Raw genomic sequence first — 17866 nt, 5'->3', positions numbered from 1 at the left:
ATTGCTAACCCTTCTCGGGTTGACGCGCGATGCGCTCCAGCAGGCGCCGGATCTCGCGGTTCTGCTCGCCCTGGCCGTCGGCCCATTCGCGGATCATCTGCTGCTCGGTGCGCATGTGCGAGACCAGCGCCTGGATGGCTTCGGCAAGGCTCGCCATCGCCGCGGTGGTGCCGCGGTTGGCGCTGCCTTCTTCCAGCACGGAGCGGAGCCGCTCGACCGCGGCCTGGAGCTCGCCGCTGGCAACGCCGCCGCCGCCACCGGATGCGACAGCCACTTCGCCGTGGCCATATTCGCGCACGGTGGTGGCCAGCCAGTCTTCGAGATCGGTGTAGAAGCGGTTCTGCGCCTGGCTCGATTGCAGATCGAGGAAGCCGAGGATCAGGGAGCCGGCGAGGCCGAACAGCGAGCTGGAGAACGAGATGCCCATGCCGCCGAGCGGGGCGGCGAGGCCTTCCTTCAGCGTGTCGAACAGGGCGCCGGAATCGCCGCCGACCTTGAGCCCGTCGATCACCTTGCCGACCGAGCCGACCGTCTCGATCAGGCCCCAGAAGGTGCCGAGCAGGCCGAGGAAGACCAAGAGGCCGGTCATGTAGCGGGAGATGTCGCGGGCCTCATCCAGGCGGGTCGCGATCGAATCGAGCAGATGCCGCATCGTGGTCTGGGTGATCGACATCCGCCCGGTGCGCTCGCCGCCCAGGATCATCGCCATCGGCGCCAGCAGCTTGGGGTGCCGGGCGGGGGCAAGGCCGGGATCGGCGATGCGGAAATTGTTGACCCAGGACACTTCGGGATAGAGCCGGATCACCTGGCGGAAGGCCAGGATGATGCCGATGAACAGCACGCCGCCGATCAGGGCATTGAGCCCGGGATTGGCGAAGAAGGCCTGGATGATCTGCTTGTAGAGCACCACGCCCACCAGGGTGCAGAGCACCAGGAAGACCAGCATCCGGACCAGGAAAACGCTGGGCGAGGACAGCTTGGTGAATTCGATGTCCATGGAAGAGCGGGGCGAGGCGCCAGGCGGCATGGCCGGTATCATCCGTTACGAAACTTGCTTGCGGCGCGCACTATGGCACAGCGCCAGCCCAAAAAAAGCGCCGGATGCGCCGATTTCGGGGAGAGCTTGGGGAACCCGGACCGGAAGCCGCGCTTTGATAGGCAGGTGTTTGCAAAAGCTCGCCATTCGGGGGCCGCATGAGCGTCGTTTCCACGATCATCGGGACCGCCGAACGGGTGCCGCTGCCTGATGTCGTGATCCGTGCCGCGATCCAGCGCCTGTGCTCGCGCACGGCGACGCGCCTGTCCGCGCTGGGCGCGGCCGACGATGCCGCCTTCGCCGGCCGGATGATGCTGCGACCGATCGCCGACGACGCGGATGCCGGGCACTGCGAGTTGCCCGCGGCGCTCCTGGCAGAGGTGCTCGGCCCCAACCGCAAATATTCGTCCTGTTTCTACAAGACCGATGCCAGCACCCTGCAGGAGGCGGAGGAGGAGGCGTTGCGCCAGACCGTCGAGCATGCCGGCCTCGCCGACGGGCAGACCATCCTGGAGCTTGGCTGCGGCTGGGGTTCGCTGTCGCTGTGGATGGCGCGGCAGTTTCCGCATGCGAAGATCACGGCGGTGTCGAACTTGGAGGTCCAGCGCGCTTATGTCGAGGAACAGGCGCAGCGGCGCGGGTTGCTCAATTTGCGTGTGGTCACCGCGGACATGAACGTGTTCGCGCCCGACGGGCAGTTCGACCGCATCGTCTCGGTCGAGATGTTCGAGCAGATGACGAACTGGCGCAAGCTGATGACGCGCGTGCGGTCATGGCTCGTGCCCGAGGGGCGCTTCTTCATGCACATCGTCACCCATCGCTCCGGCTCCCACCTGATCGACCGGGCCAATCGCGAGGACTGGATCGCGCAGCACGTCCTCACCGATGGGCTGATGCCGAGCCATCATCTCGTCAGGCAGTTCGGCGACATCTTCGCGATCGAGAAGGAATGGTGCTGGAGCGGAACGCACTATCAGCGCACCGCGAACGACTGGCTCGCCAATTTCGATGCCCATCGCGACACCATCGAAGCGGCCTTGCGCCAGGTCTATGGCGAGGAGACCGGGCTGTGGATGCGGCGCTGGCGCTGGTTCTTCCTCGCCACGTCGGGCCTGTTCGGCTACGCCGATGGAACCGAATGGGGCGTCAGCCAATATCGGATGAAGGCCGCCGGGTGATTGCGATATTCCGTCGCAGCACGCGGTAATGGAACCCGACTCACAATCCGGTGAGAGCCAAAAAGCCTTCTGACCTCAGCGCTATAGGCCGTGTGACAATGAGCCGCCTGAGGGATGCGTTGCGTCGCAGCAACTCCATTCTATCTTGACCGCATCAGCCGCGTAGAATCGCCCAGAACGGGCCGTGCGCGGCGCTTGATCAGTATCAACAACCTCGGGGCACTTACCTTCATGTCAGGACTTCGCGCGCGATCGGCATGCGTTGCAATGATGCTCGCGGCCTTGGCGCCGCTGCTCGGTGCTTGCGACGAATCGAATTCCGCCATTTCCGCCGCCCAGCCCGCCGATCCTGACGTCAGCATCGTCATCGTGAAGCCGCAGCCGCGCGCCGTGGTGCGCGAGCTGCCGGGCCGCATCGCGCCGACGCGCGTCTCCGACGTGCGGCCGCGCATCTCCGGCATCGTGGTCGAGCGCCTGTTCCGCCAGGGCAGCGAGGTCAAGGCCGGCGATCCGCTCTACCGGATCGATCCGCGTCCGTTCGAGGTCGAGGTGATGGCCAATGAGGCCGCGCTCGCCAAGTCCGAGGCTGCGCTGATGCAAGCCAAGCAGCAGGCGCACCGCATCGCCACGCTGACCAACCAGCGCGCCGCGCCCGAAGCCGAGAACGAAAAGGCGATCGCGGCCGAGCGCCAGGCCCATGCCGAGGTCGAGGGACGCAAGGCCGATCTCGCGCGCGCCAAGCTCAATCTCGACTATGCCACCGTGCGTGCGCCGATCGACGGCGTCGTCGGTGCAGCCCTGGTCAGCGAGGGCGCGCTCGCGGTGCAGAACGAGACCAACCTCGCCACCATCCAGCAGCTCGATCCGATCTATGCCGACTTCACCCAATCGGTAACCGAGCTCAACCAGCTCCGCCGCGCCTTCGAGAGCGGCGACCTCGAGCGCATCGCCTCCGATGCCGCCAAGGTGCGTCTCGTGCTCGACGACAACACCATCTATTCGCTCGACGGCAAGCTGTTGTTCTCCGACGCCAAGGTCGACGCCCATACCGGCCAGGTGACCTTGCGCGGCGAATTCCCCAATCCCAAGCGCGAGCTGCTGCCCGGCATGTATGTCCGCGTCCGCATCGACCAGGGCCTCGATAGCGACGCGATCGCGGTGCCGCAGCAGGCAGTCCAGCGCAATGGCGGCGGCGGCAGCGAGGTGTTCGTCGTCAAGGACGACAACCACATCGCGGTGCAGCCGGTGCGCACGGGTTCGGTGCAGGACGGCCTCTGGTTCGTCACCGAGGGCCTGAAGGCCGGTGACAAGGTCGTGGTCGAAGGGTTCCAGAAGTTCGCGGCCGGCGACAAGGTCAAGCCGCAATCCTGGTCGGAAGCGGACGCCACCGCGGACAACCGGCACGCCCAGAAGCTGACGCGGTAACGCGCCATGCCGAGTTTTTTCATCGACAGGCCGATCTTCGCCTGGGTGGTCGCACTGTTCATCTGCTTGATCGGCGCGATTGCGGTGCCGCTGCTGCCGATCGCGCAATATCCGATCATCGCGCCGCCCTCGATCTCGATCTCCACCAGCTATCCCGGCGCCTCGCCCGAGAACCTCTACAACAGCGTCACGCGTCTGATCGAGGAGGAGCTCAACGGCGCCTCCGGCATCCTCAATTTCGAATCGACCAGCGACTCGCTCGGCCAGGTCGAGATCATCGCCAATTTCCAGCCGGGCACCGATACCAGCGCGGCCTCCGTCGAGGTGCAGAACCGCATCAAGCGCGTCGAGGCGCGCCTGCCGCGCGCGGTGATCCAGCAGGGCATTTTGATCGAGGAAGCCTCGAGCGCCGTGCTCCAGATCATCACGCTGAACTCGACCGACGGCAGCCTGGACGAAGTCGGCCTCGGCGACTTCATGATCCGCAACGTGCTCGGCGAGATCCGCCGCATTCCAGGCGTCGGCCGCGCCACACTCTATTCGACCGAGCGCAGCTTGCGCGTCTGGGTCGATCCGGCCAAGCTGGTCGGCTATGGTCTGACCGCCGACGACGTCAACAAGGCGATCGCCGCGCAGAACGCGCAGGTCGCTTCGGGCAGCATCGGCGCCGAGCCGTCGACGTCGAGCCAGCGCACCTCCTCGCTGGTGCTGGTCAAGGGCCAGCTCTCCTCGCCGGACGAATTCGGTGCCATCATCCTGCGTGCCAACGCGGATGGTTCGACCGTGCGTCTGCGCGACGTCGCACGCATCGAGGTCGGCGGCCTCAGCTACCAGTTCAACACCCGCCTGAACGGCAAGCCGACCGCCGGTCTCTCGGTGCTGATGTCGCCGACCGGCAATGCGCTGGCGACCGCGAGCGCGGTCGAGGAGAAGATGAAGGAGCTGTCGCGCTTCTTCCCGGCCAACATCTCCTACGAGATCCCCTACAACATCACGCCCGTGGTCGAAGCCTCGATCAAGAAGGTGCTGTCGACGCTGGTGGAAGCCATTGTCCTGGTGTTCGTGGTGATGTTCCTGTTCCTCCAGAACATCCGTTACACCATCATCCCGACCATCGTGGTGCCGGTGGCGCTGCTGGGCGCCTGCACCGTCCTGCTGCTCGCCGGCTACTCCATCAACATGCTCTCGATGTTCGGCATGGTGCTCGCGGTCGGCATCCTCGTCGACGACGCCATCGTCGTGGTCGAGAACGTCGAACGCATCATGGCCGAGGAAGGCCTGTCGCCGAAGGAGGCGACGCGGAAAGCGATGTCGCAGATCACCAGCGCCATCATCGGCATCACGCTGGTGCTGATGGCGGTGTTCGTGCCGATGGCGTTCTTCCCGGGCTCGGTCGGCATCATCTACCGCCAGTTCTCGGTGACCATGGTCGCCGCAATCGGCTTCTCCGCCTTCCTCGCGCTGTCGCTGACGCCGGCGCTGTGCGCGACCTTGCTCAAGCCCGTCACGGCCGGCCACGGCCATGCGAAGCGGGGCGTGTTCGGCTGGTTCAACCGCATGCTCGAGGGCGGCAAGGAGGGCTATTCCCGCACCGTCGGCTTCTCGCTGAAGCGCACCGGCCGCCTGATGCTGGTCTATGCGGCGCTGCTGGTTGGCCTGTCCTGGGGCTTCGTTAGCCTGCCCGGCGGCTTCCTGCCCGTCGACGACCAGGGCTTCGTCACCACCGACGTGCAGACGCCGTCGGATTCGTCCTACCCTCGCACCGAGGCCGTGATCGAGAAGGTCGAGAAGTATCTCGCCGAACGCCCCGGCGTGAAGGATGTCACCTTCCTCACCGGCTTCAGCTTCTCCGGGCAGGGCATGAACACCGCGCAGGCCTTCATCACCTTGAAGGACTGGTCGGAGCGCGGGCCGAAGGACGCCGCCTCCGCGATCGTCGCCGACATCAACCGCGATCTGGGATCGTCGATCCGCGACGCAAAAATCTCCGCGCTGCAGCCGCCGCCGATCGACAATCTCGGCAACTCCTCGGGTTTCTCGTTCCGCCTCCAGGACCGCGGTCAGAAGGGCTATCAGCAATTGATGCGCGCCGCCGATCAACTGATTGCCGAGGCCAATGCCAGCCCCGTGCTCCAGAAGGTCTATATCGAAGGCCTGCCCGAGGCGGGCGTGGTCAACCTGATGATCGACCGCGAGAAGGCCGGCGCTTTCGGCGTCACCTTCGAGGACATCAACAACACGATTTCGACCAATCTCGGCTCGAACTACATCAACGACTTTCCGAACCGCGGCCGCATGCAGCGCGTCGTGGTGCAGGCCGACGCCCGCGACCGCATGCGGACCGAGGACATCCTCAACTACAACGTCAAGAACAGCCGCGGCCAGCTGGTGCCGTTCTCCTCCTTCGCCACGGTCGAGTGGGCGCGCGGCCCGACGCAGATCGCCGGCTTCAACTATTATCCGGCGGTGCGCATCTCCGGCGAAGCCAAGCCCGGCTTCACCTCGGGCGATGCCATCGCCGAGATGGAGCGGCTTGCAGGCCGCTTGCCGCGCGGCTTCGGCTATGAATGGACCGGCCAGTCGCTCCAGGAGAAGCTCTCTGGCTCGCAGGCCCCGTTCCTGCTGGCACTCTCGGTGTTCGTGGTGTTCCTGTGTCTCGCTGCGCTCTACGAGAGCTGGACCATTCCGCTCGCGGTGCTGCTCACCGTGCCGCTCGGTATCGTCGGCGCGGTGGTCGCGGCGATGCTGCGCGGCCTGCCCAACGACGTCTATTTCACCGTCGGCCTGATCACCATCATTGGCCTCGCCGCCAAGGACGCGATCCTGATCATCGAGTTCGCCAAGGACCTGCGCAAGGAAGGCAAGCCGCTGGTGGATGCCACCATCGAGGCCTGCCGCCTGCGCTTCCGCCCGATCCTGATGACCGGCCTCGCCTTCATCTGCGGCGTGCTGCCGATGGCCATCGCCCACGGCGCCGGCGGCGCCAGCCAGCAATCGCTCGGCAGCGTGGTGATGGGTGGCATGATCGCGGTGGTGATCCTGGCGCTCCTGATGGTGCCGGTGTTCTTCGTCTCGGTGCAGCGCGTGCTGGCGGGGGATCGGGAGCCGAAGGTGGCGAAGGACGGCGAGGCGTACGGACCGCCGGCGCCGGCAAGGGGCGGCCACTGATCGCCGGATCGGTTCTGATTGCTTCAGAACTGGACGCGCGACGTCGAACGGCCGTTCGCTTGCTTTCTCGGAGGCGTCAATCCAGACTGCATCCCTGGATTGAACGAATATGTATTCACGTCACATCGTGAATGCACATACCGCCCGCCGATTGAGAGCATGTGATGCGTCCGACCGACATTGCGATCTCCAACTATCGCTCCATCCGGCGGCTCTCCATTCCCATCCACCCCCTGTCCGTGTTTGTGGGCGAGAATGGTGTCGGCAAATCCAATCTCTACAAGTCCTTGTCGCTGTTGCGCGACGCGGCGACCGGGCGGATCACTCGCACGATCGCCGACGAAGGCGGATTGAATTCGGTCTGCTGGTCCGGCATCCGCAAGCGCGGCGAGGATGGGCGACTGCGGCTGTCAGCCAGATTCGACCGGATCAAATATTCCATTGAGCTCGGATTTCCCGGCCCGCTCGAGGCGGCGTTTTCCGGCGAGCCGATGATCAAGACCGAAAGTATCGAGACGACGGAGGGCAAGCGAACGGTTCAGCTGATGGAGCGGAAAAATTCGCTCGTCAGCGTCCGCGGCGACAGCGGCGCATGGAGCAGCCACAAGGATGCGGTGCTGCCGTCCGAGACGGCGCTTGCGGGTTTTTCCGATGGCAAGCAATGCCCCGAAATCGATTTGATCAGAAACGCCATGCTGGGCTGGCGATTCTATCACGACTTTCGCACCGATCCGGCGTCACCGATACGAAAGCCCTGCCTGGCGATCACGACGCCCTCGCTCAGCGCCGATGGAAGCGATTTGGCTGCGGCCCTGGCGACACTTTATACCATTCGGCAAGACGCCACCGACCTGCAGGACGCGATCCAGGATGCATTCCCGGGTGCTGAGCTGCGCGCATGGGAAGAGGGGGGCCTGTGCGAGTTTGATCTGCAATTGCAGGAGATGCCGCGGCCGTTCAGGGCTCATGAACTATCCGACGGGACGCTGAAATACATCTGCCTTCTCGCGGTGTTCATGGGCTATCGGCTTCCGCCGTTCATCGCGCTGAACGAACCCGAGGCCAGCCTGCATCCGTCCCTGCTGGCACCATTGGCCCGGCTCATCGCCAAGGCATCAAGCCGCGCCGACATCTGGATCGTCACCCATTCGGAACAGCTGATGGAGGCCTTGCGAAGCGAGAGCTCGGTCCCGCTTCGCCGGGTGATCAAGTCGAAAGGCGCCACGACGATCGAGGGCCTGACCATCGGCGGTGAATATCGCGAAGACGAGTCGGAGGATGAAGACTCTTAGTCGTTGCAGATCGAGCCGCCGTGCTGCCGCCCTTACCTCCGCAAAATCTTCACCAGCTCCCCGTGCACGTATTCGTTCCCGCACACCACGTGCCCGGTCACCAGCGCATCCCCCGGCGTAGCGATATCGCTCACCGTGCCGCCGGCTTCGCGCACCATCAGCATACCGGCGGCGATGTCCCAGGATTGCAGGTTGCGCTCCCAGTAGCCGTCGAGGCGGCCGGCGGCGACGAAGGCGAGGTCGAGGGAGGCGGCGCCGAAGCGGCGCAGGCCGGCGACGCGGTCCTGGATCGCGGTCATCTCGCGGCGGAATTCCTCGTGGTCGCCGCGGCCGATATGGGGCAGGCCGCAGGCCACCACGCATTCGTTGAGCTGGCGGCGGCCGGCCACCCGCAGGCGCTGGTCGTTGAGGAAGGCGCCCTTGCCGCGCTCAGCGATATAGAGCTCATCATTGGCGGGATTGTAGATCACGCCCGCAATGATCGTGCCCTCACGGACGAGGCCGATCGAGATCGCGAATTGCGGGATGCCGTGCAGGAAGTTGGTGGTGCCGTCGAGCGGATCGACGATCCAGGTGTGACTCTTGTCGCTGCCCTCACGGGTGCCGCCTTCCTCGCCGATGAAGCCGTAGCCGGGCCGGGCCTTGGCGAGGTCCTGATAGACGATCTCCTCGGCGCGCTTGTCGGCGAGCGAGACGAAATTGGCCGGCCCTTTCAGCGAGACCTGCAGATGCTCGATCTCGCCGAGATCGCGCTTGAGGCTGCGGCCGGCGCGGCGCGCGGCCTTGACCATGACGTTGATAGTTGCGGAATACAGCATGAGCTCTGGTCTTGATCGGGGGAAATGGCGCGAAATCGCGCCTGTTTGAAGGATTGGGTGCCCTGCGGGAGCCTTCAGGTCAAGTCATTTGGTCCCGAGCCATTTCCTGGCTGCGGCCTCTGCCTTTGACCGGTCCTCGGCCGGCAGATCGGACAATTGCTTGTCGAGCTCCGGATCGCCCTTGCCGGCGGTCTTGGCCACCAGGTGCCATTTGAAGCCCTCGACCTTGTCCACGGACGTGCCCATGCCGTTGATCAGCACCCAGGCCAGCCGGTTCTGCGCGATCGCACTGCCCTGGCGGGAGGCCTTGCGGAGCAACGCGACGGCGGCCGGCTGGTTCTTCGGCGTGCCGGTGCCGTTGAACATGGCGATGGCGTATTCGACTTCGGCATCGACATTGTCCGCCAGCGACGCGGCCTGGAGCAGACGCACCGCGCGTTCGGCGTCCTTCGGTACGCCGGTTCCTTCCTTGTAGAAGGTCGCGAGCGCGTATTGCGCTTCGGGCAGGCCGGCGTCGGCGGCCTGGCGCAGCAGCTCGGCGGAGCGCTTGACGTCCTGCGGCAGGGTCTGGCCGTCGAGATACAGCAGAGCGAGGTTATAGGCGGCCTTGGGCTCGCCGAGCTTGGCGGAGGAGGCCATCAGCTTGACCGCCTCGCCCTTGTCCACCGGGCCGCCGCGGCCGGACATCCGCAGCATGGCCAGCGCGAACATCGCCTCGCGATCGCCGGCATCGGAGGCGCGCTTGTACCAGTCGAGCGCCTTGGCGTAGTCGCGGCGGATGCCCATGGCGTTGGAATAGAGCTCGCCGAGCATGGTCATCGCCTTGGGATCGCCGGTCGCGGCACGCGCCGTGGCGAGATCGAACGCGGTCTTGTACTGGCCGCGCTGGTAGGCGCCGAACACCAGATCGACACCGGGCGTATCGGCCGCCGGCGCGGGGATCACCGTCGCGGGCAGCGCCGGCTTGGGGGAGGGCGACGGTTTTGGCGCCGGCGCGGCCTCCTTCTTTTTCGCGGGTGGAGGCGGCTTGGGCTTCTGCTTCTCGGCCGAAGGGCTCGGGATCGTCGCCGGCGGCGTAATCTGGAGCTGCGCGGCCGCGGGCGCCGTCAGCAGCAGCGTGGCCAAAATGGTGATGCGCGGGAGCTTCATGTCGGGCGCTAGCCGTGCTCGCTGTCCGCAGGATCTTGGTCCCCAGGATCTTGGCCCTCAGGATCTTGGCCTGGAGGCGCAGCCGCAAAGGCCTTCTTGATCGCGGCGTCGGCCTCGATCAGCGCGGCCTTCGGTCCACGCGGATCGGCCCAGATGAACTCGCCGACCAGCACGAAATCGGCGCCGCTGGCGGCGAAGTCGTAGGCCTCGTCCAGCGACGTCGCATAGCCGACGCAGGGCGGCTCGAACAGTTCGGCCCACCAGTCCAGCCGCTCGGCAATCGCCTGGGACGATGGGCGCTGGCCCTTCGCGTCAGGCTCGCCGAACAGCAAATAGTCCGCGCCCAGCTCGCCCGCATCCATGGAATGGTGTCGCGTCGTCAGCCCGCCGACGCCGGCGATGCGATCGGGCTTGAGCGATGGCAGCGCCTCTTTCAGCGCGGCGATGCCGGGCAAATGCGCGCCGTCGGCGCCGCCGCGTGCGACGAGCTCAGGATAGCCGTCGACGAGCAGCGCGGCGCCCGCCTTCTGCACCGGCGGTGCGAAGGCCTTGATGCGCGTGATCATGGTGCGCTGGTCGGTCTCCTTCAGCCGCAGCAGCACGGCTGCAACATCGGCGGCGGCAAGCAGGCCGGGCAGCTCGGCTTGAAGCGCAGCGGGATCATCGACGACAGGCGTCGCGAGATAGAGACGCGGCGCCGGGCGCGGCGGAGGCGGTTTGTTCGACAAGATCTAGGCTGCCTTCTTTTCCAGGCTGCTTTGCCATTCGCCCTTGGAGGCGAGACCGTTCATGCGGGCGCGATGGCTGAACGCGCTTTGGCCGGCAGCGACATTCTCGGCCTTGCCGGACCAGGCCTTCTGCGGCGCGGCCTGAAGCGCGCGGCCATAGGAGAAGGTGAGGCCCCAGGGCAGCGGGCCGAGCTTGTGCATGGCGTTGAGATGCGCGGTTGCCTCCTCGTCCGACTGGCCGCCGGAGAGGAAGGCGATGCCCGGCACCGCCGCCGGCACGCAGGCCTTCAGCAGCCGGATCGTTTTCTCCGCGACTTTCTCGACGGAGGCCTGCGTCGGTGACTTCTTGCCTGAGATCGCCATGTTCGGTTTCAGCACCATGCCTTCGAGCGCGACGCGCTGCACGCGCAATTCCTGGAATGTCTTGTTGAGCACGCGCTGCGTGACCTCATAGCAGCGGTCGATGTCGTGGTCGCCGTCCATCAGCACTTCCGGCTCGACGATCGGCACGATCTGCGCGGCCTGGCACAGCGCGGCGTAACGCGCCAGCGCGTGGGCATTGACGCCGATCGCGGTCATCGAGGGAATGCCGCTGCCGATGTCGATCACCGCGCGCCATTTGGCGAAACGCGCGCCGCGCTCGTAATATTTCTTCAGCCGCTCGGCGAGCTTGTCGAGCCCGACGGTCACGAGTTCACCCGGGCACATCGGCAGGGCTTGGGTGCCCTCGTCGACCTTGATGCCGGGAATGGCGCCGCTGCTCTCGATCAGCTTGACCAGCGGCGTGCCGTCCTTCGCATCCTGCCAGATCGTCTCGTCGTAGAGGATCACGCCGGAAATATACTGGCTCATGGCCTCCTTGGAGCGGAATAGCATCTCGCGATAGTCGCGGCGATTGCCTTCCGTCGATTCCACGCCGATCGCGTCGAACCGCTTCTTGATGGTGCCGGAGGATTCGTCGGCGGCAAGGATGCCCTTGCCTGACACGACCATGGCGGTCGCGATCCTGTTGAGCTCAGTCAGATTCATCGAGAGGTCCTCCCAAAACGATTCTGCCCTTGCCTGTGAAAATAGACCGTTCTCGGGCAATTGCCGAGTTAACGTTCGTCGCAGGGTAAAGGGGTTCTCTGTCATTCCGGGATGCGCCGAACGGCGCAGGCCCGGAATCCATAACCCCAGGCCGTGGTTATGGATTCCGGGCCCACGCCTCGCGTGTCCCGGAATGACGGGAGGGTGTGTCCGGAGGCCCTACGCCACCGCGCGATCGCTACGCGACGCGGGGATCCAGCTCGCCCTTGGCGTAGCGCTTGGCCATCTCGGCGGTGGTCAGGACCTTCTTGATCTTGGAGGCCTGCCCTGCCGTGTTGAATTCCTGGAGCCGCTGCTTGCACAGCTTGGTCATCGCTTCCATCGCGGGCTTCAGGTACTTGCGCGGGTCGAACTCCTCCGGGTGCTCCTTGAACACCTTGCGGATCTGGCCGGTCATGGCCATGCGGTTGTCGGTGTCGATGTTGATCTTGCGCACGCCGTTCTTGATGCCGCGCTGGATTTCGGCCACCGGCACGCCCCAGGTCGGCTTCATCTTGCCGCCGAACTCGTTGATGATGTCCTGGAGGTCCTGCGGCACTGACGAGGAGCCGTGCATCACGAGATGCGTGTTCGGCAGCTTGCGGTGGATCTCCTCGATCACCTTCATGGCGAGGATGTCGCCGTCCGGCTTGCGGGTGAACTTGTAGGCGCCATGCGAGGTGCCCATCGCGATCGCGAGCGCGTCGACCTTGGTCTCCTGGACGAACTTCACGGCCTCGTCCGGATTGGTCAGCAGCTGGTCGTGGCTCAGCTTGCCTTCGGCGCCGTGGCCGTCTTCCTTGTCGCCCATGCCGGTCTCGAGCGAGCCGAGCACGCCGAGCTCACCCTCGACCGAGATGCCGCCGAGATGGGCCATGTCGGTGACGGTCTTGGTGACACCGACATTGTAGGTCCAGTCGGCCGGGCTCTTGCCGTCGGCCTTGAGCGAGCCGTCCATCATCACCGAGGTGAAGCCGGCCTGGATCGCGGTCATGCAGGTCGCGGCCTCGTTGCCGTGGTCGAGATGCACGCAGACCGGGATGTGCGGATAGATTTCGGTGACCGCGTCCATCATGTGCTTGAGCATGATGTCGTTGGCGTAGGAGCGCGCGCCGCGCGAGGCCTGGATGATGACCGGCGCGTCGACCGTATTGGCCGCGTCCATGATCGCCAGCGCCTGCTCCATGTTGTTGATGTTGAAGGCCGGTACGCCGTAATCGTTCTCAGCCGCATGGTCGAGCAATTGACGCAACGTGATCCGAGCCATGTGTCTTTCTCTCCGTTTGGGCCTAGGGCCGCTTGCTTATTGCCGACGAATTACTTGGTGCGCAGAACTTCGACGCCGGGCAGGGGCTTGCCTTCCATCCATTCAAGAAATGCGCCACCGGCGGTCGAAACATAGGTGAATTGCCCGGCCACATGGGCCTGGTTGAGGGCCGCAACGGTGTCGCCGCCGCCCGCGATCGAGATCAGCTTCTTGGCCTTGGTGCGCTCGGCGGCATGCTTGGCGGCTGCCATCGTGCCGCGGTCGAACGGCTGCATCTCGAAGGCGCCGAGGGGGCCGTTCCAGACCAGCGTGGCCGCGTCATCAATCGCGGCGTGGACACGCGCGATCGACTGCGGACCGACGTCGAGGATCATGCCGTCGGCCGGGATCGCGTCGAGCCCATAGGCATGCGAGGGCGCGTTGGCCGCGAAATGATAGGCGACCGTGGCGTCGACCGGGAGGATGATCGCGCAATTGGCGGCTTCCGCCTTCTCCATGATGCGCAGCGCCGTCGGTGCGAGATCCTTCTCGGCCAGCGACTTGCCGACCGCGACGCCCTGGGCGTGCAGGAAGGTGTTGGCCATGCCGCCGCCGATGACGAGCGCATCGACCTTGCTCACGAGATTTTCGAGCAGGTCGATCTTGGTCGAGACCTTGGCGCCGCCGATGATGGCGATGACAGGCTTGGTCGGCGAACCCAGCGCCTTCTCCAGCGCATCGAGCTCGGCCTGCATGGTGCGGCCGGCATAGGCCGGCAGCTTGTGGCCGAGACCTTCGGTCGTGGCGTGGGCGCGGTGCGCGGCCGAGAACGCGTCGTTGACCCAGATGTCGCCGAGCTTTGCCAATTCCGCGACGAAGGTCGGATCGTTCTTTTCTTCCTCTTTGTGGAAGCGGGTGTTTTCCAGGCAGAGGATGTCGCCATCCTTGAGTGCAGCCACGGCCTTGGCCGCGGGCTCGCCGATGCAATCCTCGGCGAAGGCGACGGGCTTCTTCACGACCTTCGACAGCGCCTCGGCGACGGGCTTGAGCGAGTCCTTGGCATCGCGGCCCTTGGGACGACCGAAATGCGCGAGCAGGATGACCTTGCCGCCCTTGTCCGAGATTTCGGTGATGGTCGGCGCGACGCGCTCGAGCCGGGTCGCGTCGCTGACGCGCCCATTGTCCATGGGCACGTTGAGATCGACGCGCAGCAGCACGCGTTTGCCCTTCACATCGACGTCGTCGAGGGTGCGGAATTTAGCCATGTCCTGATCACTCGTTAGCTGGCGGCGCTACGGCGCATCGCGCTCGGGTGGATTACCTTCCTGCCTGGTGGTGACCTTGCTTCCCTGGCGCATGCCGTACGCGATCAACACGACCAGCAATATGACGCCAGGGATACCGATCCAGGCAGGGAGCATGGCGCTCCCCTCAGATGACCTTCGCGATCGCAGCGGCGGTGTCCGCCATGCGGTTCGAGAAGCCCCACTCGTTGTCGTACCAGGACATCACGCGCACCAGCGTGCCGTTCTGCACCTTGGTCTGGTCCTCGTGGAAGGTCGAGGAGTGCGGATCGTGGTTGAAGTCGATCGAGACGTTCGGCGCGGTGGTGTAGCCGAGGATGCCCTTGAGCTGCTGCTCGGAGGCGCGCTTCATCGCCGCGTTGATTTCCTTGGCGTCGGTGGCGCGCTTGGCGACGATCTTGAGGTCGACCACCGAGACGTTCGGGGTCGGCACGCGGATCGCGACGCCGTCGAGCTTGCCCTTCAGCTCGGGCAGCACAAGGCCGATCGCCTTGGCGGCGCCGGTCGAGGTCGGGATCATCGACATCGCCGCCGCACGGCCGCGATAGAGATCCTTGTGCATCGTGTCGAGCGTCGGCTGGTCGCCGGTGTAGGCGTGGATCGTGGTCATGAAGCCGGTCTCGATCCCGACGAGGTCGTTCAGCACCTTGGCAACCGGCGCGAGGCAGTTGGTGGTGCAGGAGCCGTTGGAGATGACCAGGTGGTCCTTGGTCAGCGTGTCGTGGTTGACGCCGTAGACGATGGTGGCGTCGGCGCCGTCGGCGGGCGCGGAAACGAGAACGCGCTTGGCGCCGGCGGTGAGGTGCGCGGAAGCCTTGTCCTTCGAGGTGAAGATGCCGGTGCATTCCATCGCGATGTCGACGCCGAGATCCTTCCAGGGCAGCTTCGAGGGATCGCGCTCGGCGGTCACCTTGATCTTGCCGTTGCCGAGGCTGATGGAGTCGCCGTCGATGGTGACGGTGCCGGGGAAGCGGCCATGGACGCTGTCGAAGCGGAGGAGATGGGCATTGGTCTCGACCGGGCCGAGGTCGTTGATGCCGACGACCTCGATGTCCTTGCGGCCGGACTCGGCGATAGCCCGCAGGATGTTGCGGCCGATGCGGCCAAAACCGTTAATTCCAACGCGGACTGCCATGTTTCATCTCCTTATGACCGTTCAATGACGGGTTCGATAACGCCTAATCATCCCGCACAACGCGCTTTGCGCGCCTGCGAAGGTTTTTTAGGGGCGGACGCCCGGTTCGGCCGGGCGGTGCTTGATCATATGAGACGTTACGTAGACCTTTTTTTTGGCAAGCTCAACTCTCAGGAAACGCGCTTCAGCACGGCGTTAACCGCAGCCTCGGCGGTAATGCCGAAATGCTTGTAAAGATCCTTCGCAGGAGCGCTCGCGCCGAATGAATGCATGCCGATAAATTCGCCATCCTGGCCGATCACGGCATCCCAGCCCCAGCGCACTGCGGCCTCGATCGCGACCTTCACCGGCGCGTTGCCGATGATCTCGGCACGCTTGGCCTCTGGTTGCGCTAACAAAAGCTCGAGCGAAGGCACCGAGACCACCCGTGACGCGATGCCACGCTCGGCGAGCTGCTTCTGGGCGGCAACCGCGATCTCGACCTCGGAGCCGGAGGCGAACAGCGTCGCCTTGGCTTCGCCTTGGGCTGCGACCAGCTCGTAGGCGCCGGCCGCGCAGGGAACGTCGTTCGGCGCATTGGTGCGGAGCTGCGGCAGGTTCTGACGCGTCAGCGCCAGCACGGTCGGGCCGTCGATGCGGTTCAGCGCAAGCTCCCAGCATTCGGCGACCTCGATGGCGTCGCAGGGGCGGAACACGCGCATGTTCGGAATGGCTCTGAGCGCGGCGAGATGCTCGACCGGCTGGTGGGTCGGGCCGTCTTCGCCGAGACCGATGGAATCGTGCGTCATCACGTAGACGACGCCGGCGCCCATCAGCGCGGCGAGGCGCATCGCAGGACGCGCATAGTCGGTGAACACCAGGAACGTCGCGCCGTTCGGCGCGAAGCCGCCATGCAGGAAGATGCCGTTCATCGCCGCCGCCATGCCGTGCTCGCGGATGCCGTAATGGATGAAGCGGCCCTTCGGCGTCTTGGCGGAGAACGCGGTCGCCGACTTCGCCTTGTTGTTGTTGGAGCCGGTGAGGTCGGCGGAGCCCGCGAGGAATTCCATCGGCATCGCGCCGGCGATCACCTCGATCACGGCTTCCGAGGATTTGCGGGTGGCCGCAGTCATCGGCTTTTCAAGCAGCTCCTTCTTGTAGGCGCGGACCGCCTTGGCGAGCGAAGCCGGCCGCTCATGGCGCAGGCGCCGCTCGAACTCGGCGCGCTTGCGGCTGCCGAGCTCGCCGAGCCGTCCCTCCCATTCCTGCCGCGCCGCCGCGCCGCGGCTGCCGGCTGCGCGCCAGGCCTTCAACACGTCGTCAGGCACCGAGAACGGCTCGAGCGAGATGCCGAGATTTTCCTTGGCGGCCTTGAGCTCGTCGGCACCGAGCGCCTCGCCGTGGACCTTGTTGGTGCCGGCCTTGTGCGGGGCGCCGAAGCCGATGGTGGTGCGGCAGGCGATCAGCGTCGGCTTGCTGGATTTCTGCGCGCGGGTGATCGCGGCGGCGATGGCGGCCTGGTCGTGGCCGTCGATCTTCTCGGCAGCCCAGCCGCACGCCTTGAAGCGCTTCACCTGGTCGACGGAATCGGAGATCGAGGTCGGCCCGTCGATCGAGATGCCGTTGTCGTCGTAGAGCACGATCAGCTTGCCGAGCTTCCAGTGCCCGGCCATCGCGATCGCTTCCTGCGACACGCCTTCCATCAGGTCGCCGTCGGAGGCGAGCACGTAGGTGTGGTGGTCGACGATCTTCTTGCCGAACTCTGCGGCGAGCATCTTCTCGGCGAGCGCCATGCCGACCGCGGTCGAGATGCCCTGGCCGAGCGGGCCGGTGGTGGTCTCGATGCCCTTGGTGTGGAAGTTCTCGGGGTGGCCCGGGGTCAGCCCGCCGAGCTGACGGAATTGCTTGATCTGGTCCAGCGTCATGTCGGCATTGCCGGTCAGGTACAGCAGCGAATAGAGCAGCATCGAGCCGTGGCCGGCCGAGAGCACGAAGCGGTCGCGGTCGGGCCAGTCGGTGGCAGTGGCGTCGAATTTCAGGAATTGCGTGAACAGCACCGTCGCCATGTCGGCGGCGCCCATCGGCAGGCCGGGATGGCCCGATTTCGCCTTCTCGACAGCGTCCATCGAGAGGCCACGGATCGCGTTGGCCATGCGGGTGTGGTCGACTTGCGTCATGTCTGAAATCCGTCTGAAATGAGGCGCTTGGCGGTGGTGCGGGCCGCGTGGGAGGAGCCTGGCGGCCACGGAAGGTCGGGCTGGGATAGCACCTCGGTTCCGGGAGTCCAAGGCAATCAAACGTCGGTTTGGCCGTAAAAGTTGCTTAGCAGTGCATAGTTTC

Annotated in this window: 14 protein-coding genes; 4 read left to right on the top strand and 10 right to left on the bottom strand. The window is 65.4% G+C overall.

Annotation, left to right across the window (positions count from 1 at the left end):
• Window positions 1-4: 4 nt before the first annotated feature.
• Entirely contained in the window at window positions 5-1027 is a 1023-nt protein-coding gene (locus I3J27_RS35460) for a flagellar motor protein MotA (RefSeq protein WP_270163454.1), read from the bottom strand.
• A gap of 167 nt (window positions 1028-1194) precedes the next feature.
• On the opposite strand from I3J27_RS35460, the gene I3J27_RS35455 reads away from it, so the two are divergent.
• The 4 genes from I3J27_RS35455 (at window position 1195) to I3J27_RS35440 (ending at window position 8099) form a co-directional block, all read left to right on the top strand.
• The gene (locus tag I3J27_RS35455) at window positions 1195-2214 is read left to right on the top strand and encodes an SAM-dependent methyltransferase (protein ID WP_270163453.1); all 1020 of its coding nucleotides are present in this window, start codon (window positions 1195-1197) and stop codon (window positions 2212-2214) included.
• A 231-nt stretch (window positions 2215-2445) separates the two neighbouring features.
• Window positions 2446-3639, top strand: a complete 1194-nt coding sequence (locus tag I3J27_RS35450) for an efflux RND transporter periplasmic adaptor subunit (RefSeq protein ID WP_270163452.1) — start codon at window positions 2446-2448, stop codon at window positions 3637-3639.
• A 6-nt stretch (window positions 3640-3645) separates the two neighbouring features.
• Entirely contained in the window at window positions 3646-6807 is a 3162-nt protein-coding gene (locus tag I3J27_RS35445) for a multidrug efflux RND transporter permease subunit (protein WP_270163451.1), read from the top strand.
• A gap of 164 nt (window positions 6808-6971) precedes the next feature.
• Window positions 6972-8099: an AAA family ATPase gene (locus I3J27_RS35440; RefSeq protein WP_270163450.1), complete on the top strand. Its 1128-nt coding sequence runs from the start codon at window positions 6972-6974 to the stop codon at window positions 8097-8099.
• A gap of 32 nt (window positions 8100-8131) precedes the next feature.
• On the opposite strand, the gene I3J27_RS35435 is transcribed toward I3J27_RS35440, so the two are convergent.
• The 9 genes from I3J27_RS35435 to tkt form a co-directional block, all read right to left on the bottom strand.
• Complete coding sequence (locus tag I3J27_RS35435) at window positions 8132-8917, bottom strand: inositol monophosphatase family protein (RefSeq protein WP_270163449.1); 786 nt, start codon at window positions 8915-8917, stop codon at window positions 8132-8134.
• A gap of 84 nt (window positions 8918-9001) precedes the next feature.
• Window positions 9002-10066, bottom strand: a complete 1065-nt coding sequence (locus I3J27_RS35430) for a tetratricopeptide repeat protein (RefSeq protein ID WP_270163448.1) — start codon at window positions 10064-10066, stop codon at window positions 9002-9004.
• An 8-nt stretch (window positions 10067-10074) separates the two neighbouring features.
• A complete protein-coding gene (locus tag I3J27_RS35425) occupies window positions 10075-10794 on the bottom strand; it encodes a thiamine phosphate synthase (RefSeq protein WP_270163447.1) in 720 nt (239 codons plus the stop codon).
• A 3-nt stretch (window positions 10795-10797) separates the two neighbouring features.
• A complete protein-coding gene (locus tag I3J27_RS35420; RefSeq protein WP_270163446.1) occupies window positions 10798-11823 on the bottom strand; it encodes a class I fructose-bisphosphate aldolase in 1026 nt (341 codons plus the stop codon).
• 238 nt (window positions 11824-12061) lie between these two features.
• Complete coding sequence (gene fba, locus I3J27_RS35415; RefSeq protein WP_270163445.1) at window positions 12062-13129, bottom strand: class II fructose-bisphosphate aldolase; 1068 nt, start codon at window positions 13127-13129, stop codon at window positions 12062-12064.
• Window positions 13130-13179: 50 nt separating this feature from the next.
• Window positions 13180-14373: a phosphoglycerate kinase gene (locus I3J27_RS35410; RefSeq protein ID WP_270163444.1), complete on the bottom strand. Its 1194-nt coding sequence runs from the start codon at window positions 14371-14373 to the stop codon at window positions 13180-13182.
• A gap of 27 nt (window positions 14374-14400) precedes the next feature.
• Window positions 14401-14529 carry a hypothetical protein gene (locus I3J27_RS35405; RefSeq protein WP_270163443.1) on the bottom strand — a complete coding sequence of 43 codons (129 nt, stop codon included), beginning with the start codon at window positions 14527-14529 and terminating at the stop codon, window positions 14401-14403.
• A gap of 10 nt (window positions 14530-14539) precedes the next feature.
• The gene (gap, locus tag I3J27_RS35400; RefSeq protein WP_270163442.1) at window positions 14540-15547 is read right to left on the bottom strand and encodes a type I glyceraldehyde-3-phosphate dehydrogenase; all 1008 of its coding nucleotides are present in this window, start codon (window positions 15545-15547) and stop codon (window positions 14540-14542) included.
• A 170-nt stretch (window positions 15548-15717) separates the two neighbouring features.
• A complete protein-coding gene (gene tkt / locus I3J27_RS35395; RefSeq protein ID WP_270163441.1) occupies window positions 15718-17703 on the bottom strand; it encodes a transketolase in 1986 nt (661 codons plus the stop codon).
• Between the last annotated feature and the right edge of the window lie 163 nt (window positions 17704-17866).

The organism is Bradyrhizobium xenonodulans, from assembly GCF_027594865.1.
Classification (GTDB): domain Bacteria; phylum Pseudomonadota; class Alphaproteobacteria; order Rhizobiales; family Xanthobacteraceae; genus Bradyrhizobium; species Bradyrhizobium xenonodulans.
Note: the sequence above shows the minus strand (reverse complement) of the source record. Positions and strands in the feature narration are given on the sequence as shown.